We start from the raw sequence: 24,742 nt of genomic DNA on the forward strand, positions 1-24,742 counted from the left end.
ATTCCGGGAGCAGCATCATGAAACCATATTTCGACCTTTCGGGCCGCACGGCCATCGTCACCGGTGCAAACACAGGCATCGGGCAGGCCATAGCCGTGGCACTGGCCGCTGCTGGTGCCGCTGTTCTCGGCGTCGGCCGATCGGGCATGAGCGAAACCGAGGCCATGATTGGCTCTGCAGCTGGACGTTTCGCCTCCTTCTCCGCCGACCTGTCGACCATCGATCCAGTCGACGACATCGTCGAAGCGGCGGTATCCGCTTTCGGCTCCGTCGACATTCTCGTCAACAATGCGGGCATCATCCGGCGTGCCGATGCTATCGACTTCACCGAGGCCGATTGGGATGCCGTCATGGACGTCAACCTGAAGACGGCCTTTTTCCTTTCTCAGGCTGCTGCCAAGCGCATGATCCCCAATGCCCGCGGCAAGATTATCAACATCGCCTCCATGCTGTCCTTCCAGGGGGGCATCCGCATCCCCTCCTACACGGCGTCCAAGAGTGGCCTGGCGGGTCTCACCCGTCTGTTGGCCTGTGAATGGGCCGCCAAGGGCATCAATGTGAACGCGATTGCGCCGGGCTATTTCGTCACCAACAACACGACCGCCTTGCGGGAAGATCCCAAGCGGTCCAGCGACATTCTTGGGCGGATCCCGGCAGGCCGCTGGGGCACTCCGGAGGAGCTCGGTGGTGCCGCCGTTTTCCTTGCCTCAGATGCCTCAGCTTATGTGCATGGCACGATCCTGCCCGTCGACGGCGGTTGGCTGGCGCGCTAGGTAGGAACGGGAAGCGACAAGACGGGGGATGAAGATGGGACGAATCGTATCGATCGGCGAATGCATGGGCGAGCTGTCGGAGACGGGTTCGCCCGGCACCCTTAGTATGGGTTTTGCCGGAGATACGTTGAACACCGCCTATTATCTGCGTCACAGTCTGGGGAAGGACTGGCAGGTCGATTATGTGAGCGCCGTCGGCACCGACGGGCTCTCCGACAGGATGGTCGATTTCCTGAACAATGAGGGCATCGGGACCGAGCATGTCCGTCGCCTGGCCGACAAGACGATCGGGCTCTACTACATCACCTTGAAGGACGGTGAGCGCAGTTTCACCTATTGGCGCAACGACAGTGCCGCAAAGCGGCTCGCGAGTGATCCTGCAGCCCTCAGCCGTGCGCTCGAGGGCGCGGATCTCGCCTACTGGTCAGGCATCACCTTGGCCATTCTCTCGAACCAGGATCGGCTGGCGCTGATCGAGGCGCTTGGCCAGTTCGCGGGCAAGGGCGGCACTGTAGTTTTCGACCCCAATCTGCGGCCACGTCTCTGGGACAATCCCGAGACCATGCGCGGCTGGGTGCATCGCGCCGCAGCTGTGAGTGACCTCTGCCTTCCGTCTTTCGAGGACGAGGCGACATGGTTTGGCGATGCCGATCCAGCCGCGACGGCGAAACGTTATCAGGCGGAAGGGGCGCGAAGGGTCATCGTCAAGAACGGAGCCGAGGACGTCACCTCTGCGGGCAGTAGCGGTGAACTCTCCCGCTTCTCCGTCCCCTCGGTCGAGCATGTTGTGGATACGACCGCTGCAGGCGACAGTTTCAACGCTGGCTATCTCGCGTCAGAACTGAAAGGTGCCTCCGTTCAGGATGCGGTTACTGCCGGCGCCAGACTGGCGGGTAGAGTAATCGGCGCCCGGGGAGCTTTGGTGCCGGATGCCGTAACGCAGGCCTGAGGAGCTTTGGGTTCAAGCCGGAGCGGCGCCGCCGCCAACGAACGTGAAATAGGCCCAGGCCAACCCGAAAGCCGCCACGATCCCTACCCAGATCAGGGTTTTCCGCATCGAAGGTGAAACACTGGCCTTCGGCTTCGGCGGTTTGTCTTCGGGCGGGCGCTCGAACTTGATGACGTTCGACATGCTATTGCTCTCTCGTGATGCTTGTCTGGAAGCTTCCTGCCATGATCGTGCGACAACAACAAGCCTGCTGGTTGCGTGTCAGCTGATACATGCGGCAGTGGCTTCGGCGACACGCGCGCCGAACAATCTTTCACTTCACACTTGTCGGCAGACTTCGGCCTCGCTAGCGTCCGCTTTCAAGGGAAAAGATGCCGACAGGCCAAGCTCAAGGCCTTTCCCGTCGAACGCATGATGGACTTTGCCGAACTGCAATGAGAACTTTTCTTGACACCGCCCTGGGTGATGCTTCTTCCGGACTGGACGGAGACGCGTCTGCAGCCGGAAGGAAGATTTCAGGCGTCTCGTCGACCCATTTCCTGAAACTCGTCGAAGAACACGGCAATACCGGGTTCTGGACCTGTGATCTCACCACCGGTCAATGCAGCTGCAGTCCGGGTCTCCTGCGCGTGATCGGGCTCGAGCAGGCCCGACCCTTTAGAATGATCGACCTGATTGATCAGGTGCACCCCGAGGATCGCACATTCTGCGAAGATATATGGTCGCTGATACGCTCGGGCGTGCCGGTGAACCGGAATTTCCGCATCATCCGCGGTGACAGGACCGTACGCTGGGTCGAGTTCCGGTCTGAAGTGGTGCTCGACGCCGAGCAACGTCCGGCCCGCGCCATCGGGCTGCTGCAGGACGTCTCGCAGCAGCATGAGAGCCGGCAGGCGCTGGACGAAAGCACCGGGCGCTACAGAGCATTGATCGGCACAGTCGCAACCATGGAATGGCGCGCGACGGCGGCTGGCGAGCCCGTGTTTTCCCATGGCTGGACGGCGCTGACCGGGCAGCGTGAAACAGACATGCTTGACGGGAACTGGCTGAGCGCGGTGCACCCCGATGATCGCGACGCGGTGAGCGCCGCCTGGCAACAAGCCGTGGCCTCACTCTCCCCCTATAGGTCCGATCAGCGCATCCGCCGAGCCGACGGGGAATATGAATGGTTTCATGCCCGCGCGGTGCCCGTCCTTCACAAAGGTGGACGCTCGCATGAATGGCTGGGCATGATCATCCGCCATCAAGACTTTGCCATGTTGGGCAATCGCGGATCTGCCACCGATCCCACGGTGACGCCGATGCAGATCCGGGCAGGACGGGCCATGTTGCAGTGGACCCTCGAAGATCTCTCCCGGCAGTCCGGCGTATCGGTCTCATCGATCAGGCGGATCGAGGGGGAGGGGGAGCGTTCGACACGGCCGGCTTCGCTGAGCGCGATCCGCGAGGCCTTCGAGCGCGAGGGCCTGGCGTTCAGCGATGGCAATACCGTGTCGTTGCAGGGCTTCCCCAGGTCGGGGAGCTGAGTTCTCCGATCGCGCTCTCAGCTTGTGATCCGGGGCGTACTGACGATCTTGAGGAACAGCGCATTCATGGCGTCTGCGATGCCCTCGCTCGGGCTCACTTCGAAGTAGAGACCCGGCGATGCGCAAGATTGCATCCGCGTCGGGATTTCGGACTGGAACGGGCTGATCCATTTCTTGTACCAGTCATTCGTGGGAAGCGGCAGATAGGTCGTATAGAGAACGGCGATGCGATAGCCCTTCTTCTTAAGGGCTTCGCACTGCGTGGTGTCGATCGGCTCCTGACAGCGCCCGTTGGTGGTTTTCTTGGTACAGGTGCTTGGCTTGTAGGCGTCGCCCACCCCGTCCGAGACAAAGAACACAATCTTCTCCGGATCTCCTGCAGAAGCACCGGTGCCGGAAGCGCCCATGAGGTCGCCGATATTCTTGAGGGCGCGGTCGAAATCCGTCTGCTGGTCGTTATCATAACCCTGCCAGGGGATAGACATCAGCCCGATCTTGGACGCCTTTGACTGAACCTGGTCGAGATTGTCAGTCAGCGAGGCGACTTCCAGCAACTTGGTATCTTCGGCACGCTCGCCGAAGGTGTAGACGGCCATGCGGAACTGGTTAGAACTTTTGCGGGAATTCTTGGCGGTGTCCATAAGCGCCGCCGTCGCCTTGGCGACGACGTCGATGCGGATCGTCACGCCGAGTTTCTTGGCGAGGTAATAGTAGCTGTTCTTGTCCTCGACGCCGTTTTTGACGATGTGGCAAGCAAACGCACACTTGTCTCCGGTGTTGTTGACCATCTTGGTCACGTCTGCCGGCGTCGCGCCGACGCCCATGGAGGGTGTATTGTCGAGAAGAAGGTAAAAATCCCGGAAGGTGTCTGTCTGATAGACGGCCTCGGCCTTGCCGCTGACGGTGACGTCTTTCTGTCCCATGACCCGTGCGAGTGTGGTGGGAACGGTCGCGTCGAATGTGAAGACGGCCTTCAGCTGGGTCCCGCTCTTGACCACCTCCACGTCGAAATTCTTGAGCTCGTACGCTTGAGACATCTTGGCGTGGCCGAGAAACACCTTCTTAGCATCTGCGATCGCTGCCGATAGCTGTCCGTCGGATTTCATTTGCATCGCCTGCATCACGCCGGCGGAGGTTTCAGCGACGGCTGCGATCGCTGCTGCGTCGGCCGCCGCCTGCAGGGTGCTGCGCACCGTCAGCGCATTGCTGATATCAATGGCCAGGCCCGCCGCTCCGATCACGGGCACAAGCAGGATGGCGGTCAAGACGCCGAAATTGCCACTGCGGTCGCAGAGAAATCGTCTGAACATAACATACCCCCATATATCAGGGGGCAAGTTACGGGCGCCGCGTATCGTTTTCGTTCATCTGCATGGTTAGCAAATGCCTGAAGGCGAAGCATGCCGGTCAGGCGGCCGCGACCTTCTTCTTTGCCGGCGGATTCTCAGCATCGTAAACAGCTCGTGCCTCGCGGATACGACCGTGATGTTCCGCCGTCCAGACCACCAGGGCCGCGACAGGCCCCAGCAAAGACTGCCCGAGCTCCGTCAGTCTATACTCGACACTCGGCGGCTGGGTGGGGAAGACCTTTCGATGAACCAGGCCATCACGCTGCAGGCTGCGCAATGTACCCGTGAGCATCGCCTGCGAGATATCCGGGATTGCTCGCTTCAGCTCGCCGAAACGATGCGGCCTGTAGCCGAGCGTCTGCAGGATGAGGGAAGCCCACTTGTCGCCGATATGGGAAAAGACATCGCGAACCGGGCAATTCCCGGCATCGAAAACCGTGTTCGCAGGCGTCTCGATCATCGCCATTACCGAACGGATCGCCGCCGTGTAATCGGTCTTCGTCTTCGCATGTGCTGTCATCGGTACGGTCCTCAGAACCTGGTTCTAAAAAACTGCCTACTTTACGGCATGATCATGGTCTGTAATTTAGACCTACTCTGTAAATTAAACCATCCCTGAAGTTTGGGGACCAGACAATGAGAGAACCATGACCGCCAAGTATCTCGTCACCGGCGCATCGGGCCAGCTCGGCCAGCGCGTTGTCCATCACCTGCTTGAAACCTCGGGCGTCGCCGCAGGTGACATCATTGCTGCCAGCCGCAAGCCGGAGCAACTGGTAGACCTTGCTGCAAAGGGCGTGTTGGTGCGCCGGGTCGATTTCGACGATGCCGCGTCCATGGAAGCAGCCTTCGCCGAAGCCGAAAAGGTGCTGATCATCAGCACGGATACGCTCGACCGCCCAGGGCATCGTCTCGTTCAGCATCGCGCGGCCGTCGCCGCAGCTGAAAAGGCCGGTGTTAGCCATCTGCTTTATACCTCCATGCCTGAGCCCCTGAACTCAGCTCTGCTCTTCGCCCCCGACCACGAAGGGACGGAAGCGGCAATCGAAGCAAGCTCGGTGCCGGCCTGGACCATTCTGCGAAACAACTGGTATTTCGAAAACGTCATGATGAGCGCGGGCCCTGCGCTTGCCTCCGGCCGTTGGTATTCGGCGGCCGGTGACGGCAAGGTGGCGCACATTTCACGCGATGACATCGGTCGTGCGACTGCTGCGGCGCTCGTCGCCGCAGACAAGGAAAAGACCGTCTACACGCTGACGGGCTCCTCTTCCTACACGCATCGCGAGATGGCGTCCCTCATCTCTGCCGCTGCCGGCAAGGAGATCAGCGTGATCGATGTTCCGGTCGAAGGTCTCGTCCAGGGCATGGTCGGAGCCGGTCTGCCTGAACCCGTCGCGCGCGTCTTTGCCTCTATCGATACCATGGTCGGCAACGGCGGTCTGGCAGGCACCACCGGTGACTTCAAGACGCTGACGGGCACGGAGCCGCAAAGCTTCGAAAGCTGGGTAGAGAGCCAGGCCGAAGCCTTCAAATCCATGACTGCGTGATCGCTCTTGGTCACGTAATTGCCTCATCGGCCGCCGCCAGGCCGATCCGGTCGTGCCATATCCCACGCGTGGCATGACAGCGGGAACGCCCGTTCTCCTGAGCGGGCGGTCCTGTTGTTTTCTATGCAGTCGGGCGCAACTCAGGGCGTCTGCGCACCCCGTGTCGCGGTGTAGATCGCATAGAGTGATGTCGAGGCGGTGATGAACAGGCGGTTCTTCTTCGGTCCGCCGAAAGTCAGGTTGGCGACCGCCTGCGGCACCAGGATCTTGCCGAGCAGCGTGCCATCGGGATGGAAGCAATGCACGCCGTCGGCAGCGCTCGACCAGAGGTTCCCGTCCATATCCGTTCGCATGCCGTCGGGAATACCCTTGTCGATATGGGCGAAGACTCGCCCGTTTGTCAGCCGCTTGCCATCGGTCACATCGAACACCCGGATATGGCGCGGCGCGTCCGGCTTGTGGCTGGCGCCGGAATCCGCGACGTAGAGCAATGTCTCGTCCGGCGAAAAGCATAGCCCGTTCGGCTGCAGGAAATCGTCGATCATGACGCTGAGCTCGCCGGTCGCGGGATCGAGCCGGTAGACATTGCGGCTCACCTGCTCCTCGTCGGCCTTGTGGCCCTCGTAGTCCGAGAGAATGCCGTAGGACGGGTCCGTGAACCAGACCGAACCATCTGACTTCACCACAACATCGTTTGGCGAGTTCAGCCGCTTGCCGTCGTGCCGATCGGCCAGGGTCGTAACCGTGCCGCCGATCTCGGTGCGGATCACGCGGCGCCCGCCATGTTCGCAGGAAACGAGCCGTCCCTCACGGTCGCGCGTATTGCCGTTGATGAACTGCGACGGCGCCCGATAAACGGAAGTACCAGCACCCTCAACCCAGCGCAGGACGCGTTCGTTCGGAATGTCACTGAACAGCAGATAGCCGCCATCATTGAACCAGACGGGGCCCTCGGCCCATCGGCAGCCCGAGTAAAGCTCTTCCAGGGCGGCGCTGGAAACGAGCAGGTCGCGGAAGCGGGGGTCGCGGATCTCGTAGTGTGGATTTTCCATGGGGACAGTCCTGGAGCGCTTCAGGTTTTGCCGGTGCTGCGCGTGGTCGGCAGCATGATGACGGCGATGATGATGAGACCGGTGAGAATGAGGCGGATGCCTGCGCCAAAACCGTAGGTATTCAGCATCGAAACGACAAGGAACATGAAGAGCGAGGCGCCCCATATCCCCGGAACATTCGAGTTGCCCCCCGCAACGGCAGTTCCGCCGATAACAACGACAGCAATCGACATCAGAAGATATTCCGTGCCCATGTTGAGCGCTGCACCGCCGGAAAAGCTGGCGAGCAGATAGCCGCAGAGGGAAGCGAGCACGGCGCAGAGCAGATAGGTGATGAGCCGCGTGCCATCGATGGGAATGCCGGCCATGCGGGCAGCGCGAATGCTCTGGCCGATCGCGGCAATCGAGCGTCCATAGACCGTGCGGTTGAGGACGTACCAGACGATGACGGACAGCACCAAGGCGACGATCGCGACGTTGGGAACGCCAGCCGTCGTCGCCGTGGTGAAGTCGGCAAGCCAGCTCGGCGGCTTGATGCGCAGTCCCCGGTTCGTCCAGATCGCCGTCGATTGCACGATGAAGCTCATCGACAGCGTCGCGATGATCGGCGGAATGCGCAAGAGCTTGATCAGCGCGTAATTGCCAATCCCGATCGCGATCCCGACACCGATGGCAACGACAAGCCCGCTCAGGATCATGCTGTTTTCGACATTCATCACCTTGAGCGAGACCGTTGCCGCAAGTGTCATGTTGGCGGGAACCGAGAGGTCGATATTTCCAGGGCCGAGCGTGATCACCAGCATCTGGCCGAGCCCAACCAGTACCGAGAATGCCCCGAAGGTGAGGGCCGCCTGTGCGAGCCCGACGGTGCTTGCGCCGCCCGTGAAGACGATGGTGACAAGGAAGACACTGGCGGCCGCGATGAAGGACCAGATCCAGGTCCGGGAGAAGAGTGTGGAGAGTGCCTGGGTCATGACTTGCCCTTCCGGCCTTCGGCGCGATTGAGGGCAAGACGCAGCGTCAGCACGAGGATCAGGATCGCGCCCTGTGCGCCGATCTGCCAGTCCGGCGAAATCCTAAGGAACGACAGAAATGAGCCGGCCAGCGTCAGGGTGAGTGCACCGATAACGGCGCCGATCGGCGAGACGCGCCCGCCGACAAATTCACCGCCGCCGAGAATGACACCGGCGATCGAGAGCAGCGTATAGCGCAGCGCGATATTGGCGTCGGCTGAGGTGGTCAGCCCCACCAGCGCCATGCCGGCAAGCACCGCAAAGAACCCGGCGAGACCATAGACAGCCGCCCGTGCGCCGATGATCGACCATCCGGCCCGCGCAACCGAGCGGCTGTTGCCGCCCACACCGCGCAAGACGACGCCGAAGGACGAGCGCATGATGACATAGTGGCTGACGACGGCGATCAGGACGCTGGCAACGATCGCCATGGGAACGAGCGGCGGCTTCACCGTCATGATTGAGCGGATCCAGCCTGGTGCCTCACCGCCGGGTGCCGGCAGGATCAAAACCGCAAGCCCGCCCCAGACGAAACTCATGCCGAGCGTCACGACAATCGACGGCAGATCCCGAAGGTGGATCATCACACCAATCAGCGCATAGACGCCGATTGCTGCCATTAGAATGAGGACACCCAGCAGAGGCGAGGACTGCAGGAAGGTCGCCGTGACACAGGCGACGAAGCTGACGAAGGTGCCCATCGACAGATCGAGGTCGTTGACCGTCATGATCAGCATCTGGGCGATGGTGGCGAGCGCGATCGGTACCGCCAGATTGAACAGCAGGTTGAGCCCGGTATAGCTCATCGCCCGCGGCTGGAGATAGAAGACGGCCGCAAGAAGTCCGACCAGCGAAAGGGCCGGAATAACGAGGCGCAGACTGTCGGCGGAGAGGAACCTCGTCATGCGGCCTCCTGGAAAGAGGCGGAGAGTATGTTTTCTTCCGTCACCTCGTCGCCCTTCAGTTCGGCAACGATCATGCCGTTGTTGAACACATAGACGCGGTCGCAGAGGCAGACCTCATCCATCTCGGTCGAGTACCAGACGAAGGTCCGCCCGGCGTCCGCCTCCTGCCGCAGGATCGTATAGACCTCCTGCTTGGTGCCGAAGTCGACGCCGCGCATCGGGTCGTCCATCAGAACCACGGGTGCGCGACTGGCAAGCGCCCGGGCGAAGAGAACCTTCTGCTGGTTGCCGCCTGAGAGCGACAGGATCGGATTGTCCATGTCGGGTGTGCGGATGCCGATCCGCTCCTTCCAGGTCTGCCCCAGCGTCTCCTCCCGGTCGAAATCCAGGGTCTGCAGCCGTGAAAGATCCGGCAGGATGCCGATGCTGAGGTTTCTGAGGATGCTCCACAGCGTGAAGGTACCATTGACAGCGCGGTCGCCGGCGACGAAGGCGACTTCAGGGTCATTGGCTCGCAGCCAGTTGCCGGTTCGGGACTCGAAGAGGCCGACCAGCATGTCCGTCTGGCCGTGCCCGCCCAGACCGGCGAAACCGACGATTTCGCCCTTCATGGCCTGGAAGGGGAGGCCGCGTCCGCGCACCGGTGCAGCTGTCAGCACACTTGCCGTGTCCGTCCTCAGCAGGTTCGTGCGCGCTTGCCGCGTCTTCACCACGCTGCCCATCGCTTCGATCAGCCCGTGCTCCGAAAACTCCTCGGCCGGTCTCTGGCTGACCACCTTGCCGTCCTTCATGACGACGATGCGGCTTGAGACCGAGAGGATCTCGCCGAGAATGTGGGAGATGAACAGGATCGAGCCGCCGTCGCGGACGAAGCGCTCGACATAGGCGAGCAACTGCTCCGCAAGCCGCGTATCCAGCGACGAGGTCGGCTCGTCCAAGATGACGAGGCGCACCGGGCTGCCGATCTCGCAGAACGTGATCGCGATCTCCACCATCTGGCGTTCCGCGATGGTGAGTGTGCCGACGGCCTCGTGGCAGTCGATGGAATGGCCGGGAAAGATTTCCTCGAGCTTGCTCTCGATGAGCGCAGCACCCCGCTTGCGCCAGCCCCAGCCTTTCAGGCTGCGATGCATGACGCGGGTGTTCTCGACGATCGTCAAATTCGGGCAGAGCGACAGCTCCTGGAAGACACAGCGAATGCCGGCATCGCGGGCGGCATTGATGCTATGGCCCCCGCTGCCGTGACCGTATCGGATGGAGCCCTCATGTGGGCTGAGCCCACCATTGATGACGTTGACGATCGTGGATTTGCCGGCGCCGTTGTGGCCAACCAGGCCGACGCACTCGCCACTCCCGATCACTAGGGTGACGCCATCCAGCGCCTTGACCGCGCCGAAACGCACTCTTGCATCGGTAACGCTGACGACGGGCCGTCCATCGCCCTTATCGAGCATGGCATTCATGCTGCACAACTCTCTCACTCACGCGCCAAAGGTTCCCCACACCGCCCGGCCCGAAGGCCGGACGGTTCGGGGAGGTTTCCGGTCGGTTACATCGCAGAGCCGATGACCTTCTGGGCGTCTTCGAGCGAATACTCGACATTGGCGACGCCGCCGGCCTGGGTGTTGGCCAGGTTGGCTTCCAGGTTGTCCTGGTCGATGCGCAGGAAGGGAACGACGAGGTCTTTCTTGACTTCCTTGCCGTCGAGGATCTGCTGGGCGACCCAAAAGGCAAGCGTGGAAACGCCGGGCGCAATCGAGACCGACATGGTCTCATAGCCGTTGGCGTCCTTCTGTTCCTTCCACCATTTCAGCTCGTCTTCGCGGTTGCCCATGACGATAACGGGCATCGGGCGGTTGGCGGCAGCGATCGCCTGGGCCGCACCATAGCCGTCACCGCCCTGGGTCACGACACCGACAATCTCCGGCAGGCTCGGCAGGATGCCGGCGACGGCCTTTTGCGCTACGTCCTGCGCCCAGTCGCCATGCACGGAGCCGACGATCTTGAACTGCGGGAACTGCTCGACACCCGCATGGATGCCGGCCGAGATTTCGTCATCGACGAAGACGCCGGCAAGGCCGCGGATTTCGAGCAGATTGCCGCCCTGCGGCAGCTTGCCGGAGAGATATTCGACCTGGCTGCGGCCCATTTCCTTGAAGTCGACGGCGATACGCCATGCGCAGGGCTCTGTGACGATGCCGTCGAACGAAACGACGGTGATGCCGGCGTCACAGGCTTCCTTGACGGCGCCGTTGAGTGCCGTCGGCGAGGCAGCGTTGATGACGATGGCGTCATAGCCCTGCAGGATCATGTTCTGGATCTGCGCTGCCTGTTCGGTCGCCTGGTTTTCGGCGGTGGTGAAGGCGTCGGCGGCTGCGACCTGTCCGGCCTTGACGGCCTCGCCGGTCACCTTTTCCCAGCTGGTCAGCATGGCCTGGCGCCAGGAATTGCCGGCATAGTTGTTCGAAAGGGCAATCTTCTTGGCCGAGGTGTCGGCCATTGCGGGCATGGATGTGGCGATAAGGCACAGTGCCGCGCTCGCCAGAAGGGTTCTGCTGGTCTTCATGATCTCACTCCCTGTTGTCCGGCGCTCTTGGCGCCGGTTTCCTCCAAACAGCCGGGCGTGTCCCGGTCTGAATTCCCCGCCGAGTTCCTCTTCTCGGCAGGATCAGGATGGAGCGAACGGCGACGCCTGTACAGGTTCGGGACGGCAGGACGTTTGCGGGAATTACGCAAAGTCCTGCGGGATCCCGCAAGACGACCACCCTATCGAGATGTGTTATGAAGGCGATGCGGCCGTGGGAGTGGCTGCGGGAGGACACCATGCTCAAGATCGCGCCCTCGGCGTTGCTCGATCACTATCTCGGCATATCCAGGCTCCTGGCCGGTCAGCTCGATTTCCGCTCGGCCATCAAGGCCGTGGGCGTCGAAGTATCGCATATCGTGCCGCATGACCACCTCGATGTCTGCATCACCATGGTCAACGGGCTCTATCATACCGCTTACGAGACTGGTCTCGACACCTTCTGGGGCCAGACGACGCCTGCACCGGTGGCGAGCAGCCCGATCCGGACCCTGCTCTGGGGCGAGATAGACTTCCTCCTGACGGCAGATGCACAGCTTGAAACCCGCTACCACGTCGATACGCCCTTCACCCGTCCGATCTTCGAGCACAACCTCCGCAGCCGCATCCATGTGCCGCTGAAGGTGGGTGGCGAGGTTATCGGCGCGCTCAGCTGCTCCTCGCATCAGGTGGATTTCTACTCGCCACAGGATGTCGAAAACGCCCAGTCGATCGCCGACCTCTTGTCTCCCTATTTCTTTGCCCTTCGAGCCGCTGAACAGGCAAAGCAGTCGGCCATCATTGAGGCCGAGGCGCGCGCTCGCGAGGAAGGCTTGCGGCTGGGCGCTCTCAATCTCACCGAGGCGCTCGAAAGCGAGCGGCAGCGCATCGGAATGGACCTGCACGACCAGACGCTTGCCGACCTGACGCGCCTGTCGCGCCGGGTCGACAGGATGATGCAGGAGAAGGACCTGAGTGGAGAGATGCTCGAGCCCGTGGCCCGCAGTCTGCAGCAATGCATGCAGAATTTGCGCGAGATCATCGAGGAGGCGAAACCGGCTGTCTTGCAGCTTTTCGGCTTTGCCCATGCGATCGAGAACCATCTCGATCGGGCCGTTCGAGATCAGGGGGCATCTTTGTCCTGGCGTCTGGTGGACGACAGCGACGGTGTCATCGATCTCCTGGATCAGACGGTTCGGATCGCGTTGTTTCGGATCACGCAGGAGGCCATCAACAATGCGGTTCGCCATGCGCAGGCCAGCGAGCTTGAGGTCCGTCTGCGGGCAAGCAACTGCGCGGTCGTCGTCGAAGTCGCCGATAACGGACGCGGCCTGTCACGTGGCGGCCGAGGCGAGGGCGGGGGCATCGACAACATGATGACGCGGGCGCGGCTGATCTCGGCCAAGTTCACCATAGGAGCAAACCGGGAGGGCGCGGGGACGACTGTCCGGGTGCAACTGCCTCTCCCTGCGCAGACAATGACAGCGAAGGGATATGACGCATGAAGGTCCTGATCGTGGAGGACGATCCGTTGCACCGCTCCTATCTTCTCGAAGCGGTGTGTGCGGCTCTTCCGGAATGCCGCGACGTGCTGGAGGCCGAGAACGGGGCCGATGGCGAGCGCTTGGCGCGCGACCACAAGTCCGCCCATATCGTGATGGACCTGCAGATGAACGCCCGCAACGGCATCGAGGCAGCGCGTACCATCTGGAAGGAACGACCCGATACCCGCATCCTCTTCTGGTCGAACTATTCCGACGAAGCCTATGTGCGTGGCGTCTCCCGTATCGTGCCGGACGGCGCGGCTTATGGTTACGTCCTGAAATCAGCCTCCGATGAGCGGTTGAAACTCGCGCTGCGCAGTATCTTCGTTGAGGCGCAATGCGTCATCGATCGCGAAGTGCGCGGCATGCAGCAGAAGAGCCTCGGACAGGTGAGGGGCTTCAGCGACAGCGAATACGAGATCCTCGTCGATATCGCGCTCGGATTGACGGACCGCACCATCGCCCGCCGACGGGGCCTATCGATCCGCAGCGTTCAGAACCGCCTTCAACAGCTCTACGAAAAACTCGGCGTCTACCAGATGTCGGTCGAAGACAGCGACGAAGGACGCTTCAACCTGCGGGCCAGGGCTGTGACGGTCGCGTTGCTGCGCAAGCTTCTGAACTACAGTGCTCTGGAGCGCGCCGAGGCCGAACTTGCGGAGTGGCTGCGGTCTCATTGATCAATCCAACGGGTCCAGATGTCTGTTGACGATCGTCCACGAAGTTGGGACACCGGGCCCATGGACGAACCGTCGAAAGCCACCGAAGATCAGCCCACGCCTCGCATGTTGGCCTGGGCGAAGAATTCCGCCGCCTACCGTCTCGCGAAACGCATGATGACCGAGCGCGAGCTTTCCGACGCGATCAAGCGCAAGGCGCGCAGCAAATTCGAGGATATCAGCGAGGGTCAGGTCAATGCGCTGGCCGAGACGGCCCTTGCATTCGGGCGCAGCATGAAGGCGCTGGACGACCAGAATTATGCGGAGATCCGGGCGAATTCGGCGGCGCGCAGCGGCCGCTCCAAGCGCGCGATTGCCCGCAAGCTCGCGGAGAAGGGGGTCGACCGCAGCATCGTAGATGCCGTCCTCGTCGACGCCGACGATTTTCGCTCGGCCGTGGTCTACGCGCGAAAGAAGGCTTTCGGGCCCTTCCGCCGACCGGATGTGGAAGCCGATGACGCCCGCTGGAGCAAGGAGATCGCCTCCTTTGCCCGCCAGGGCTTCGGCTTAGATCTGGCTAAGCGTGTGCTCGACATGGAACGTGAAGAAGCCGAGGACATTCTTCTCGGGCCGGCATGAACGGATCGGGCCAACGGGCAGACTATCTGCTTAAAGACCCATTGCACACGCTACCGACGCCAGGGCCTATTTCTGCAGGCATGGCCCAGGAATAGGTGACTCGATTGCGGCCGTTCGCCTTGGATCGATAAAGGGCCTCGTCCGCGCGCCGCAAGGGATCTGCCAGACCGTGGTCGCCCTGATCGAGCATGGTGACACCGAAGCTTGCCGTGACAGGGCCATCAACATCTGTGCGTCGCGAGCTTTCGATTGCCTGCCGGAGGCGCTCGGCGACTGCAAGCGCGCTCTTGGTTGTTGCCCCCGGCAAGAGAACGGCGAATTCCTCGCCTCCCATCCGTGAGATCACGTCGCCATCGCGTAAGACGCCGCGGCACACCTCCACAACGTCGATCAGCACACGATCGCCTGCCATATGACCAAATCGGTCGTTGATCTGCTTGAAGTGATCGATGTCGAAGCTGATCAGGCCGATCGACGGTGGCGCCATGCGTCCGACAAGCTTCTCCAAAGTACCGTGGAAGGCCATACGAGATGTGGCACCGGTGAGCCAGTCTTGATCGATCTGCCGCCGGAGCTCCATTTCCCGCATCACCAGGGCGGCGAGCGACTGCAGGATCGCCATTTGCCGCTCATCGAAGTGTCGCGGCTCGCGATCCATAATGCAGAGTGAACCGAGGCGAGCTTTTTCCGAGGTCACCAGCGGAGCGCCTGCATAAAATGCGACGTAAGGTTTTCCAATGACAAAAGGGTTTCGCGCCGTCCGGATGTCCTGCCTTGTGTCGGCAATCACCAGAACGTCGTCGCTGCGAATTGTCTCGTTGCATATCGCGTGTTCGCGCTCGGTTTCGCGCAGGTCCAGACCGATATTCGACTTGAACCATTGGCGATCGTCGTCAAGCAGCGAGATCAGCACGATCGGCGCGTCGAAGATCAGGCGCGCCAGGGCGGCGATCCGTTCGAAGGGCTCCTCATGCGGCGTATCGAGAATGCCGTACTGATGGAGTATGTTCAGGCGTTCGACATCATTCATCCGGCCAGACTCCTTGGAGATGAGGACATTAGGCCGCAAATATTTCCGCCAACTTAAATTCAGCGCGAACCCCTAGATCTTGGGGGTGGGGGCTCAGTTTTTGGACCTCTGCAGCATGCCGAACAGGTCGCGAGGATCGTCCGGATCGGCGATCAGATCGACAGACTGGTAGAAGGCGGTCCCCCGTACGCGCTCGCGCACATAGCGCAATGCCGAAAAATCCTCGATCGCAAAGCCGACGCTGTCGAAGAGGGTGATCTGCTTGTCGTTCTTACGACCTTCGACCTGACTGGTGACCACCTGCCAGAGCTCGATGACGGGATAGTCCGGATCCATCTGCTGGATCTCGCCTTCGATCCGCGTCTGCGGCGGATACTCGACGAAAGTGTCGGCACGGGAGAGGATATCGCGATGCAGTTCGGTCTTGCCGGGGCAGTCGCCACCGATGGCGTTGATGTGCACGCCAGCGCCGACCATGTTGTCCGTCAGGATGGTGGCATACTGCTTGTCGGCGGTGCAGGTCGTGATGATCTGGGCCCCTTCGATCGCCGCCTGTGACGTTGTGCAGGCCGTGACATCAAGGCCGGAGCCCTCCAAGTTGCGCCGTGTCTTCTCCGTTGCCTTCGGGTCGATGTCGAAGAGCCTGACATGGGTGATGCCGAGCACGGCCTTCATCGCAAGCGCCTGGAATTCTGCCTGGGCACCATTGCCGATCATTGCCATGGTCGTCGCGCCCTTGGGGGCGAGGTGGCGGGCCGCCATCGCCGAGGTCGCCGCGGTGCGAAGGGCCGTCAGCAGGGTCATTTCGGTGAGCAGAACCGGATAGCCGGTCGAGACATCGGCGAGCAGACCAAAGGCGGTCACCGTCTGTAGGCCTTCCGCCATGTTCTTCGGATGGCCGTTCACGTATTTGAACGAATAGATCTCCCCATCCGACGTCGGCATCAGCTCGATGACGCCCTCGCGGGAATGCGACGCGACGCGCGGCGTCTTATCGAACAGTTCCCAGCGTTTGAAATCGGCTTCGATGACGTCGGTGAGCTCGGTGAGCACGCGCTCGATACCAATGTGATGCACGAGCCGCATCATGTTTTCGACGCTGACGAAGGGGACGAGGGCTTTGTCCGAAGGGGCTGGCGCTGTCATGATCCACCGGTTGAGAACGAAGGTTGGATCACTGTAGCGGTGGTCACGCTTCGCCGAAATGGCGAGAAACTGTCATTTTGTGTGGTTGGCTTTCCATAATGTCAGCAGCGGATGCGCATTCTGTCACTCGAACAGGAAGAGAGGCAGGAGCTGGGGCTCCTGCTGAGAACACTCGGAAGGCGAGAGCGGGAGGATCACTTGAACTGCGCCGGCAGCCAGAGCGATATCTCGGGAATGAAGGTGACCAACAAAAGCACCATCACGCAGGCGCCAAAGAATGGCCAGATGGTCTGCATCGCCTCCCGGATCGTGATCTTGCCCACGGCGCAGCCGACGAAGAGCACGGTTCCAACCGGTGGCGTGATCAGACCGATCCCGGCGTTCAGGATCATGATGACACCGAAATGCACGGGATCGATGCCGAAGGCCTGGACGATCGGCAGGAAAACCGGCGTCGTGATGATGATCAGCGGCGCCATGTCCATGAAAGTGCCAAGCAGCAGGAGGACCATGGTGATCAGCAGCAGGACGACCATCGGGTTATCCGAGATCGACTTGACCACCTGGATGAGCGTGACCTGTACCTGCAGAAAGGACATGAGCCATGCAAAGGCAGCGGCCATGCCGATGACGAGCAGAACCAGTGACGTGGTTTTCACCGCGCCGAGGATCGCCTCGACAAAGCCGCTCCAGTTCAGCTCGCGATAGACGAGTACGGCGACGAGAAAGGCGTAGATAACGGCGATGCAGGAGCTTTCGGTCGCCGTGAAGATACCGGAGCGCACGCCGCCGAAAATGATGGCGATCAGCAGCAGGCCGGGCAGGGCGGCGAAGAAGAACACCAGCAGTTTCGCAAAGCCGGGGAAGGGTTCGGCCGGATAACCACGTCTGCGGGCCACGACATAGGCGGTGACCATCAGGGCGACGGTCAGAAGCATCCCGGGAATGATGCCCGCGGTGAAGAGATCCGCAACCGAGACCGTGCCGCCTGCCGAGATCGAATACAGGATCATGTTGTGCGACGGCGGGATCATCAGGGCAATGAGGGCAGAGCTGATCGTCACGTTCACGGCGTATCCGCGGTCATAGCCTCGCGCTGCCATCTGCGGCACCATCAGGCCGCCGATGGCCGATGCGTCGGCAACCGCCGAACCCGAAATGCCGCCGAACAGCGTCGATGAGACGATATTCACCTGCCCCAGCCCGCCGCGCATGTGTCCGACGAAACCGGAGGCAAAGCGAATGAGACGGAAGGCGATGCCGCCGCGCACCATCAGATCGCCGGCGAAGATGAAGAAGGGGATCGCCATCATGGCGAAGACGTTCATCCCCGAATTCAGCTGCTGGAAGATCACGATCGGCGGGATGCCGATATAGAGGACCGTCGCCAAGGACGCGATCCCGAGGCAAAAAGCGATGGGCATGCCGAGGAGCATGAGAAAGGCGAAGGTACCGAAAAGGATCGTATAGGCCATCACACAACCTCGGTCTGGGCGACATCGTCCGCCGCCGGGATAGCAGTACCGATGAACGTGTCGGCGAAGCGTTCGAGCGCGAAGATGGAGATCATTGCGCCACCGATGATGAGGGGAATGAAGTCTATGCCACCCGGCCACCCGAGCACGGGGATCCGGGCTGTCCAGGTGCCCATGGCCAGCAGCGTACCATAGTAGGACATGGCGCCGCCAAACAGGCAGATCAGGCCGAGGCTGACGAGATCCATCAGGCGCTGGATGCGAGGCGCCATGTTGTGGCGAACGATGTCGAGCCCGAGATGCACGCTTTCGCGCACGCCGACGGCCGCACCCAAGAGGATGAACCAGGACATCAGCTGCAGCGACAGGGGCTCGGACCAGCTCGGTGTGTCATTGAGCACGTAACGGCCGAAAACCTGCCAGCCGATGATGATGGTCATCAGGACCACGCCGAGGCCGGCCAGATAAAGGCAGGCGAGGCTCAGCCAGCTGAGGCCGGGCCTGATGGCCCGCATGAAACGCGACATGGATCCCTCCGAAATCCAGGATAAGAAAAAACCGGCCGCATCGAGGATGCGGCCGGTCCGTGGTGCTTACTTGACGGCGCGAACGCGCTCCACCAGCTCTTTCATCTTGGGATCCGTGACGAACTTGTCGTAGACCGGCTGCATGGCAGCGGCGAACTCTTCCTTGTTGGGGGTGATCACGTTCACGCCGGATGCTCGGATCTTCTCTTCCGACGCCTTTTCGCGTGCCTGCCACAGTTCCCGCATTTTGCCGACGGATTCCTTGGCGGCCTCCCGGATGATCGTCTGGTCTTCCGGCGTCAGCTTGTCCCAGGTGATCTTGGAGATCGCCAGGATTTCCGGCGTGAGCGAATGATCGGTCAGCGTGTAGTTCTTGGCCACTTCGAAGTGACGCGAGGATTCATAAGAAGGCCAGTTGTTTTCGGCCGCGTCGACGACGCCGGTTTCCAGCGACGAGTAGACTTCGCCGAAGGGCATCGGTGTCGGGTTCGCACCAAAGGCTTCCATCATCGCGATCCAGAGGTCTGATTGCTGGACGCGGACCTTCATGCCCTTGAGGTCGGCAAGGCTGTTGATCGGCTTGTTGGTCGAATAGAACGAGCGTGCACCGGAATCGTAGAAGGCAAGACCGATCAGGCCATGCGGTTCGAAGGCGGCCAGCACTTCATCGCCGATCTCGCCATCGACCACCTTGTGCATGTGTTCGGTGTCGCGGAACAGGAAGGGCAGCCCAAAGACCACCGTTTCCGGCACGAGGTTGTTGAACGGTGCGCTATTGACGCGGTTCATGTCGATGACGCCGAAGCGCGTCTGCTCGATCGTGTCCTTTTCGGAGCCAAGTGCTGCGTTGTTCATCACCTGAATGGCGATGCGGCCGTTGGTGCGTTCCTTGACCAGTTCGCCCATGAACTTGACGGCATCGACCGTCGGATAGCCGTCGGGATGGATGTCGGCGGAACGCAGGGTGATCTCCTGGGCGACGGCAGCACCCGCACCAAAGGTGAGCCCCATCGCGAGGCTGAGCATTGCGGCAGTCTTCATTGGTCTTCCTCCTCTTTGATTGAGCCGCCGGAACCTCCCGTTTCGGCGGATTGCAGTCCGGCTACCTGCCTGCAGCAGGCGCGATAGCGAAAAGTTCTTCCGGATTGTCCACGAGCGCGAGACGGCGAGCCGTCTCGTCTGGCAGCCAGCCAAGCACGGTGTCGGCGAGCGCGGCATCGTCGGGATAGTCAGCCTGGGTTCGCGCCAGATTGTGCGGCCAGTTCGAGCCCCAGACGATCCGCTCCGGCGCATGCGCCGCAATCGATCGGGCAACGGCGCCTACGTCGGCGAAATCCGGTCCGCCCGTCTTGGAGGACTCGTAGGCGCCGGCGAACTTGAACCAGCAGCGGCCACCGTCGATCAGCCGTTTGGTGGCCTTCACCTGAGGACTGTCCGGCGTCACCCCGCGGAAGAACTTGCCGTGGTGATCGAGCACCCAGCGTGATCTGAGTTTCGAGAGCCGCTCCTCATAGTCGAGGATGTCGCTGCCATCGAACTGGATGGCGATCATCCAGTCTCGGCTGGCGGCAATCGCATCCACTTCTTCGAGCTTGGTCAGATTGGCCGCACCGCCCGGCAGATTCATGATCCGCGCGCCGCGCACCCGCGCCGCCGACAAACGATCGAGCTCGGCTTCGCTGGTGCTGGCATCGACGGCTGCAATGCCCCAAGCGATGTCTCCGAACCATTCAAGGCAGGCGACGAGATTGGAATTGTCCAGCTGATGCGCCATGCCCTGCGTGACGATGACGCGATCAATTCCGATCCAGTCCATGAACTGGCGGTATTGTTCGGGTGTCGGCAGATCACCGGCTGGAAGGCCAGGCCCTCCGGGCAGTGCCGGATAGCCGGGCAAATAGGCATGCATCTGCGTATCGATCGCGCCCTTGGGCAGGGCGATGGCGGGCTTGCGACCGGCAAGGGTGCGGATCAGGCTCATGCCTCGTCCTTCATCTTGAATTCCTGGAGAGCATCGCGGTTGATCTCGATGCCGAGACCCGGTGCATTCGGGATGGCGACCACGCCATGCTCGTGTTCTATCGGCGTCTGGATAACGGCCTGCCGGAACGGATTGTCCGTGCGATCGAATTCGAGGATCGGCTCGATCGGGTTGACGCGCACCGGATCCGGCACCATCGCGGCAATGAACTGCAGAGCGGCTGCGATATGGACAGCCGTTCCCCAGACATGCGGTACGACCCGCACGCCGTGCAGTGCTGCGAGATCGGCGACGCGCTTTGCTTCGGTAAAGCCGCCGACACCGGCGAGATCCGGCTGGACGATGTCGATCGCGCGGCTCTCGATCGGCTCCTTCATGCCCCAGCGGCTGTGCCAGGTTTCGCCACCCGCAACGGGGATCGGCTGCCTGGCTCGCACTTCGCGATAGGCCGCCAGCTGCTCCGGCACGACGGGCTCCTCGAACCAGTCGAGGCCGTATTCGGCAGCCCGACGGCCGAATTCGACGGCCTCCAATACGCCATAGCCATGATTGGCATCGGCCATCAGGCGCATCTCGGAGCCGGCTGCCTCGCGTGCAGCCCGGATGACCCGCAGATCCTCCTCGATCCCGAAGCCGACCTTGATCTTGGACGCATGGAAGCCCTGGGAGCGATAGAGCGCGATGTCACGCGCATTGTCCTCGACCCTATCAACGCCGTCGCGCTTGAAGCTGCCGGTCGCGTAGGCCTTGACGCTCTCCCGGAAACGCCCGCCGAGCAGCGTCGAAACCGATGCGCCGAAATGTTTGCCCTTGATATCCCAGAGTGCGATGTCGATGCCCGACAATGCGGTGAGCGTCAGGCCGCGCTGGCCCTGATCGCGAAGGGCGTTGTAGAGAACCGCCCAGATCTTCTCGGTTTCCAGCGGGTTCATGCCGATCAGCCAGTTGCGATAGGCTGCAACCACCGCCGCATTCGGTCGTGCCGGACCGAGGCATTCGCCCCAGCCCGTCAGCCCGTTGTCGCAGACGATCTCGACCAGCACATGCGCCCGCCGATCAAAGCGCATCGAAGCGCTCTGGAACGGAACGGTGAGCCTGTGCTCGAGAAGATGGGTGCGAACCTCGGCGATCTTCATCTGGGGCGTCCTTTGCTCAGCGCTTCCACGGCGCGATCAGCTTGGCCATCATCTCTTCTTCTTCCGCCGTGAGGTCATCGAGGGGAGGGCGCACCTTGCCGGCGGCAAAGCCCTGCAGGCGGACGCCAGCCTTGACGGCCGAGACCGCATAACCCTTGCGTCGGCTGCGGATCGCCATGAACGGATAGAAGAAGTCCTTGAGGATCGTCTCGCACCGCTCGCGCTCACCGGCGCGCAGCGCCTTGTAGAAGTCGACGGCCAGCCCCGGCACGAAGTTGAAGACGGCGGATGAATAGGTGGTGAAACCAGCGCCCAGATAGGCCTCGGCGAAGAGTTCGGCCGTCGGCATACCGCCGAGATAGGTGAGGCGATCCCCCATGGTCGCCGTGATCTGGCGCACGAGCCCGATATCGCCGGTGCCATCCTTGAAACCGATCAGGTTGGGGCACTCATCGCACAGGCGCTGCAGCGTCTCGACACCCAGAACCGAATTGTCACGGTTATAGACCATGACGCCGATGCCGACGGATTGGCAGATGCGCTTGACGTGCTGGTACATGCCCTCTTGCGGCGCGTCGATCAGATAATGCGGCAACAGCAGAATGCCATCAGCGCCGACCTTTTCGACCGATCGTGCGATCTCGATGGCAATGTCGGTGCCATATCCGCAGCCCGAGACGATGGCCGTCTTGCCGGCCGCCTCCTTGGCCGCGGCGACCACGCGCGGAACTTCCGATGGCGTCAGCGAAAAGAACTCTCCCGTGCCGCCAGCCGCAAACAGCACAGGCGCATCGAAGCCGGATAGCCACGCCACATGCTCTGCATAACTGTCGGACTTAAAATTCCCTGCGTCATCGAAATGCGTGACAGGAAAGGAGAGCAGGCCGGCGCCGAGCGCGGCCTTGATGTCTTGCGGCGTCATGTTCGAATGTCCTCTCTTGGCCTCCTCCGGCCAAGTTGTCATACGTATTAACGACGCCTATGTCAAATGTTATCGTACAGGTTGGCGCTGCTCGCGCAAAAGGGCGCGGTAGCGCGCCTGACTGCCGCGCAAATGACGCCGCATCGCGTCACGCGCGGCCTCCTCATCGCCTCGGGAAATCGCCTCGACAATATCTGCGTGTTCGGCATCGATGAGGTGCAGATAAGCGGATTGATCCTCCTCGCTGTCTTCGTCGCGCAAGGCGGCCCGCGGGATGACATTCTTGCCAATCATTGCCAGAAATTCGCGGAAACGGGGGTTGTTGGTCGCTTCGGCGATCGCGAGATGAAGGGCGAAATCGGCTTCCGTAGTCGATTGGCCAGCCTCAAGACAGGCGCGGATAGCGTAGTGCCGTTCAAGTATGACTTCTTCCTGGGCGGGGGAACGTCGCAACGCGGCGAGGCCTGCTGCCTCCACTTCCACTGCCGTTCTGAGCTCCAGGAGTTCAATCATCGACGAAACGCGCGCCGGGTCCACATTACCGATCAGCAAGGGGGCGGGCGTCGGCTCCTGAGGGGTGAGGACGAAGACGCCAGCGCCCTGGCGGGCCTCTACCAGGCGGTCGGCGCGCAGCGAAGCGATCGCCTCGCGCACGACGGTTCGGGAGACGCCGTGGGCTTCGGACAGTTGCGCCTCGCTCGGCAGCTTGCTGCCGGGCGGGAACTGGCCGGCGCCGATCGCCTTGCGCAACGTGTCGCCGAGTTTCTCCACAAGGGTTCCGGAGCCCGCTTCGCTTCGTGCCTGCAATGCCATACGTGTTTTCCCGCCCCTGTGTGCCGGCGCATATCATCATCCATGCGTCGGGCTTTGTCAGCCTGTTGCTCGTAAGGTTTACGATATTGACCGGGTCAGGGCAACCTGTATGATAAGTTGAGGTGTGACATCATGGAGGACTGCGCGTGAAGAGGCTTTTGCTGACGGGGGCTGCCGGCGGGCTGGGCAGCGCAATGCGCGGGCGCTTGAAGGGGCTTGCGGAGATTGTCAGGGTCTCGGATATCGTGGATCTCGGTCGGGTCGCGGCGCATGAAGAGGCAATGGTTTGCGATCTTGGCGATCGGGCAGCCGTCGACAGGCTCGTTGAAGGCTGTGACGCCATCATCCATCTTGGTGGCATCTCGGTTGAAGACAAGTTCTCCAAGATCATGAACGCCAATCTGCTCGGTCTCTACAATCTCTATGAAGCCGCGCGCGCGAACGGCATGCCGCGCATTCTGTTTGCCAGCTCCAACCATACGATCGGCTTCTATCGCCAGGACGAATATCTCGACCACGAGATGCCCATGCGCCCGGACGGGCTTTACGGCGTGTCCAAATGCTTCGGCGAGGCGCTCGCCCGCATGTATTTCGAAAAGTTCGGCCAGGAGACGGCTCTGGTGCGCATCGGCAGTTGCATGGAGAAGCCGAAGAACCACCGCATGCTCTCCACCTGGATGAGCTATGACGATTTCCTGTCGATGATCGAATGCATCTTCAGCGTCCCGCGCCTGGCCTGCCCGGTGATCTGGGGCTGCTCGAACAACGACACCCGCTGGTGGGACAATTCCCATGTCTCTTATCTCGGCTGGCAACCGAAGGATAACGCCGAGCGCTTCCGCGCCGAAATCGATGCAGCGGTGGCAAGGCCGAAGCCGGGCGATACGATCGCGGTCTATCAGGGTGGCCCCTTCATCGACGACCCGATCTTCGCGGAAGACTGACCCCGTCGCTCCGTTTCTTTGAATGGCCGGACACTCGACGAGCGTCCGGCCATCACTTGTTTCGGGGGTGCCATGGTTGCTGCTTCAAGTGGACGCAGTACTCGCTAGCGCAATCGGTGGATGCCATTCCAGCCGCCAGCGCCCATTCGTTAAAATTTGAGTAAACTGCAGAAATAAAAGGATTTTTCGGCCCGAAATTAACTTCTTTTTCAATAATGGTCGCTCCAAGCATAACCGGTTATGTATTCA

General features: G+C 61.5%; 25 protein-coding genes. 8 read left to right on the plus strand and 17 right to left on the minus strand.

Annotated elements, in window-relative coordinates; translation table 11 throughout:
• Positions 1–17: 17 nt before the first annotated feature.
• Together kduD and ACQKP1_RS02585 are read left to right on the plus strand one after the other, a co-directional pair.
• Positions 18–773 (plus strand): 2-dehydro-3-deoxy-D-gluconate 5-dehydrogenase KduD, encoded by a 756-nt coding sequence (gene kduD / locus ACQKP1_RS02580; protein WP_427274084.1) that lies wholly within the window; start codon positions 18–20, stop codon positions 771–773.
• 34 nt (positions 774–807) lie between these two features.
• A complete protein-coding gene (locus ACQKP1_RS02585; RefSeq protein ID WP_427274085.1) occupies positions 808–1,722 on the plus strand; it encodes a sugar kinase in 915 nt (304 codons plus the stop codon).
• 12 nt (positions 1,723–1,734) lie between these two features.
• On the opposite strand, the gene ACQKP1_RS02590 is transcribed toward ACQKP1_RS02585, so the two are convergent.
• Positions 1,735–1,905, minus strand: a complete 171-nt coding sequence (locus ACQKP1_RS02590; protein WP_427274086.1) for a hypothetical protein — start codon at positions 1,903–1,905, stop codon at positions 1,735–1,737.
• A 356-nt stretch (positions 1,906–2,261) separates the two neighbouring features.
• On the opposite strand from ACQKP1_RS02590, the gene ACQKP1_RS02595 reads away from it, so the two are divergent.
• Positions 2,262–3,248: a PAS domain-containing protein gene (locus ACQKP1_RS02595; protein ID WP_427276381.1), complete on the plus strand. Its 987-nt coding sequence runs from the start codon at positions 2,262–2,264 to the stop codon at positions 3,246–3,248.
• A 17-nt stretch (positions 3,249–3,265) separates the two neighbouring features.
• Here ACQKP1_RS02595 and ACQKP1_RS02600 read toward each other — a convergent pair whose 3' ends face one another.
• Positions 3,266–4,558 carry a TadE/TadG family type IV pilus assembly protein gene (locus tag ACQKP1_RS02600; RefSeq protein WP_427274087.1) on the minus strand — a complete coding sequence of 431 codons (1,293 nt, stop codon included), beginning with the start codon at positions 4,556–4,558 and terminating at the stop codon, positions 3,266–3,268.
• Positions 4,559–4,655: 97 nt separating this feature from the next.
• Positions 4,656–5,117, minus strand: coding sequence for a winged helix-turn-helix transcriptional regulator (locus tag ACQKP1_RS02605; RefSeq protein ID WP_427274088.1), 462 nt, complete (start codon positions 5,115–5,117; stop codon positions 4,656–4,658).
• A 127-nt stretch (positions 5,118–5,244) separates the two neighbouring features.
• On the opposite strand from ACQKP1_RS02605, the gene ACQKP1_RS02610 reads away from it, so the two are divergent.
• On the plus strand, positions 5,245–6,144 hold the full coding sequence (locus tag ACQKP1_RS02610) for an SDR family oxidoreductase (RefSeq protein ID WP_427274089.1): 900 nt from the start codon (positions 5,245–5,247) through the stop codon (positions 6,142–6,144).
• A gap of 140 nt (positions 6,145–6,284) precedes the next feature.
• Here the strand turns inward: ACQKP1_RS02610 and ACQKP1_RS02615 are convergent, their stop codons facing one another.
• The 5 genes from ACQKP1_RS02615 to ACQKP1_RS02635 form a co-directional block, all read right to left on the minus strand.
• Positions 6,285–7,196, minus strand: a complete 912-nt coding sequence (locus tag ACQKP1_RS02615; RefSeq protein WP_427274090.1) for an SMP-30/gluconolactonase/LRE family protein — start codon at positions 7,194–7,196, stop codon at positions 6,285–6,287.
• A gap of 20 nt (positions 7,197–7,216) precedes the next feature.
• On the minus strand, positions 7,217–8,170 hold the full coding sequence (locus ACQKP1_RS02620; RefSeq protein ID WP_427274091.1) for an ABC transporter permease: 954 nt from the start codon (positions 8,168–8,170) through the stop codon (positions 7,217–7,219).
• Positions 8,167–9,114: an ABC transporter permease gene (locus ACQKP1_RS02625; RefSeq protein WP_427274092.1), complete on the minus strand. Its 948-nt coding sequence runs from the start codon at positions 9,112–9,114 to the stop codon at positions 8,167–8,169. Before ACQKP1_RS02625 ends, ACQKP1_RS02620 begins: the two co-directional genes overlap by 4 nt.
• Positions 9,111–10,577, minus strand: coding sequence for an ATP-binding cassette domain-containing protein (locus tag ACQKP1_RS02630; protein WP_427274093.1), 1,467 nt, complete (start codon positions 10,575–10,577; stop codon positions 9,111–9,113). The genes ACQKP1_RS02625 and ACQKP1_RS02630 overlap by 4 nt, the downstream gene beginning before the upstream one ends.
• Positions 10,578–10,663: 86 nt before the next feature.
• A complete protein-coding gene (locus ACQKP1_RS02635) occupies positions 10,664–11,680 on the minus strand; it encodes an ABC transporter substrate-binding protein (protein WP_427274094.1) in 1,017 nt (338 codons plus the stop codon).
• A gap of 257 nt (positions 11,681–11,937) precedes the next feature.
• Here ACQKP1_RS02635 and ACQKP1_RS02640 point away from each other — a divergent pair, with 257 nt between their 5' ends.
• Genes ACQKP1_RS02640 through ACQKP1_RS02650 form a run of 3 tightly spaced genes read left to right on the plus strand, consistent with a single transcriptional unit; the run spans position 11,938 to position 14,519 of the window.
• Complete coding sequence (locus tag ACQKP1_RS02640) at positions 11,938–13,182, plus strand: GAF domain-containing sensor histidine kinase (protein ID WP_427274095.1); 1,245 nt, start codon at positions 11,938–11,940, stop codon at positions 13,180–13,182.
• Positions 13,179–13,901, plus strand: coding sequence for a response regulator (locus tag ACQKP1_RS02645; RefSeq protein WP_427274096.1), 723 nt, complete (start codon positions 13,179–13,181; stop codon positions 13,899–13,901). The genes ACQKP1_RS02640 and ACQKP1_RS02645 overlap by 4 nt, the downstream gene beginning before the upstream one ends.
• A 60-nt stretch (positions 13,902–13,961) precedes the next feature.
• Positions 13,962–14,519 carry a regulatory protein RecX gene (locus ACQKP1_RS02650; RefSeq protein WP_427274097.1) on the plus strand — a complete coding sequence of 186 codons (558 nt, stop codon included), beginning with the start codon at positions 13,962–13,964 and terminating at the stop codon, positions 14,517–14,519.
• Positions 14,520–14,541: 22 nt separating this feature from the next.
• Here the strand turns inward: ACQKP1_RS02650 and ACQKP1_RS02655 are convergent, their stop codons facing one another.
• The 9 genes from ACQKP1_RS02655 to ACQKP1_RS02695 form a co-directional block, all read right to left on the minus strand.
• Positions 14,542–15,549, minus strand: coding sequence for a diguanylate cyclase (locus tag ACQKP1_RS02655; protein WP_427274098.1), 1,008 nt, complete (start codon positions 15,547–15,549; stop codon positions 14,542–14,544).
• A 93-nt stretch (positions 15,550–15,642) separates the two neighbouring features.
• The gene (locus ACQKP1_RS02660; RefSeq protein WP_427274099.1) at positions 15,643–16,695 is read right to left on the minus strand and encodes an ornithine cyclodeaminase; all 1,053 of its coding nucleotides are present in this window, start codon (positions 16,693–16,695) and stop codon (positions 15,643–15,645) included.
• A 194-nt stretch (positions 16,696–16,889) separates the two neighbouring features.
• Entirely contained in the window at positions 16,890–18,170 is a 1,281-nt protein-coding gene (locus ACQKP1_RS02665) for a TRAP transporter large permease (protein ID WP_427274100.1), read from the minus strand.
• Complete coding sequence (locus ACQKP1_RS02670; RefSeq protein WP_427274101.1) at positions 18,170–18,697, minus strand: TRAP transporter small permease; 528 nt, start codon at positions 18,695–18,697, stop codon at positions 18,170–18,172. The genes ACQKP1_RS02665 and ACQKP1_RS02670 overlap by 1 nt, the downstream gene beginning before the upstream one ends.
• Positions 18,698–18,763: 66 nt before the next feature.
• Positions 18,764–19,738, minus strand: a complete 975-nt coding sequence (locus tag ACQKP1_RS02675; RefSeq protein WP_427274102.1) for a TRAP transporter substrate-binding protein — start codon at positions 19,736–19,738, stop codon at positions 18,764–18,766.
• Positions 19,739–19,799: 61 nt separating this feature from the next.
• Positions 19,800–20,678 (minus strand): amidohydrolase family protein, encoded by an 879-nt coding sequence (locus ACQKP1_RS02680; protein ID WP_427274103.1) that lies wholly within the window; start codon positions 20,676–20,678, stop codon positions 19,800–19,802.
• On the minus strand, positions 20,675–21,814 hold the full coding sequence (locus ACQKP1_RS02685; RefSeq protein WP_427274104.1) for a mandelate racemase/muconate lactonizing enzyme family protein: 1,140 nt from the start codon (positions 21,812–21,814) through the stop codon (positions 20,675–20,677). The genes ACQKP1_RS02680 and ACQKP1_RS02685 overlap by 4 nt, the downstream gene beginning before the upstream one ends.
• Before the next feature lie 16 nt (positions 21,815–21,830).
• Positions 21,831–22,736 carry a 5-dehydro-4-deoxyglucarate dehydratase gene (kdgD, locus tag ACQKP1_RS02690; protein WP_054148998.1) on the minus strand — a complete coding sequence of 302 codons (906 nt, stop codon included), beginning with the start codon at positions 22,734–22,736 and terminating at the stop codon, positions 21,831–21,833.
• 69 nt (positions 22,737–22,805) lie between these two features.
• Positions 22,806–23,549, minus strand: coding sequence for a FadR/GntR family transcriptional regulator (locus tag ACQKP1_RS02695; RefSeq protein WP_427274105.1), 744 nt, complete (start codon positions 23,547–23,549; stop codon positions 22,806–22,808).
• 146 nt (positions 23,550–23,695) lie between these two features.
• On the opposite strand from ACQKP1_RS02695, the gene ACQKP1_RS02700 reads away from it, so the two are divergent.
• Complete coding sequence (locus tag ACQKP1_RS02700) at positions 23,696–24,493, plus strand: NAD-dependent epimerase/dehydratase family protein (RefSeq protein ID WP_427274106.1); 798 nt, start codon at positions 23,696–23,698, stop codon at positions 24,491–24,493.
• Positions 24,494–24,742: the final 249 nt, after the last annotated feature.

Source organism: Allorhizobium sp. NPDC080224 (assembly GCF_050281005.1).
In the GTDB taxonomy this organism is placed as follows: domain Bacteria; phylum Pseudomonadota; class Alphaproteobacteria; order Rhizobiales; family Rhizobiaceae; genus Allorhizobium.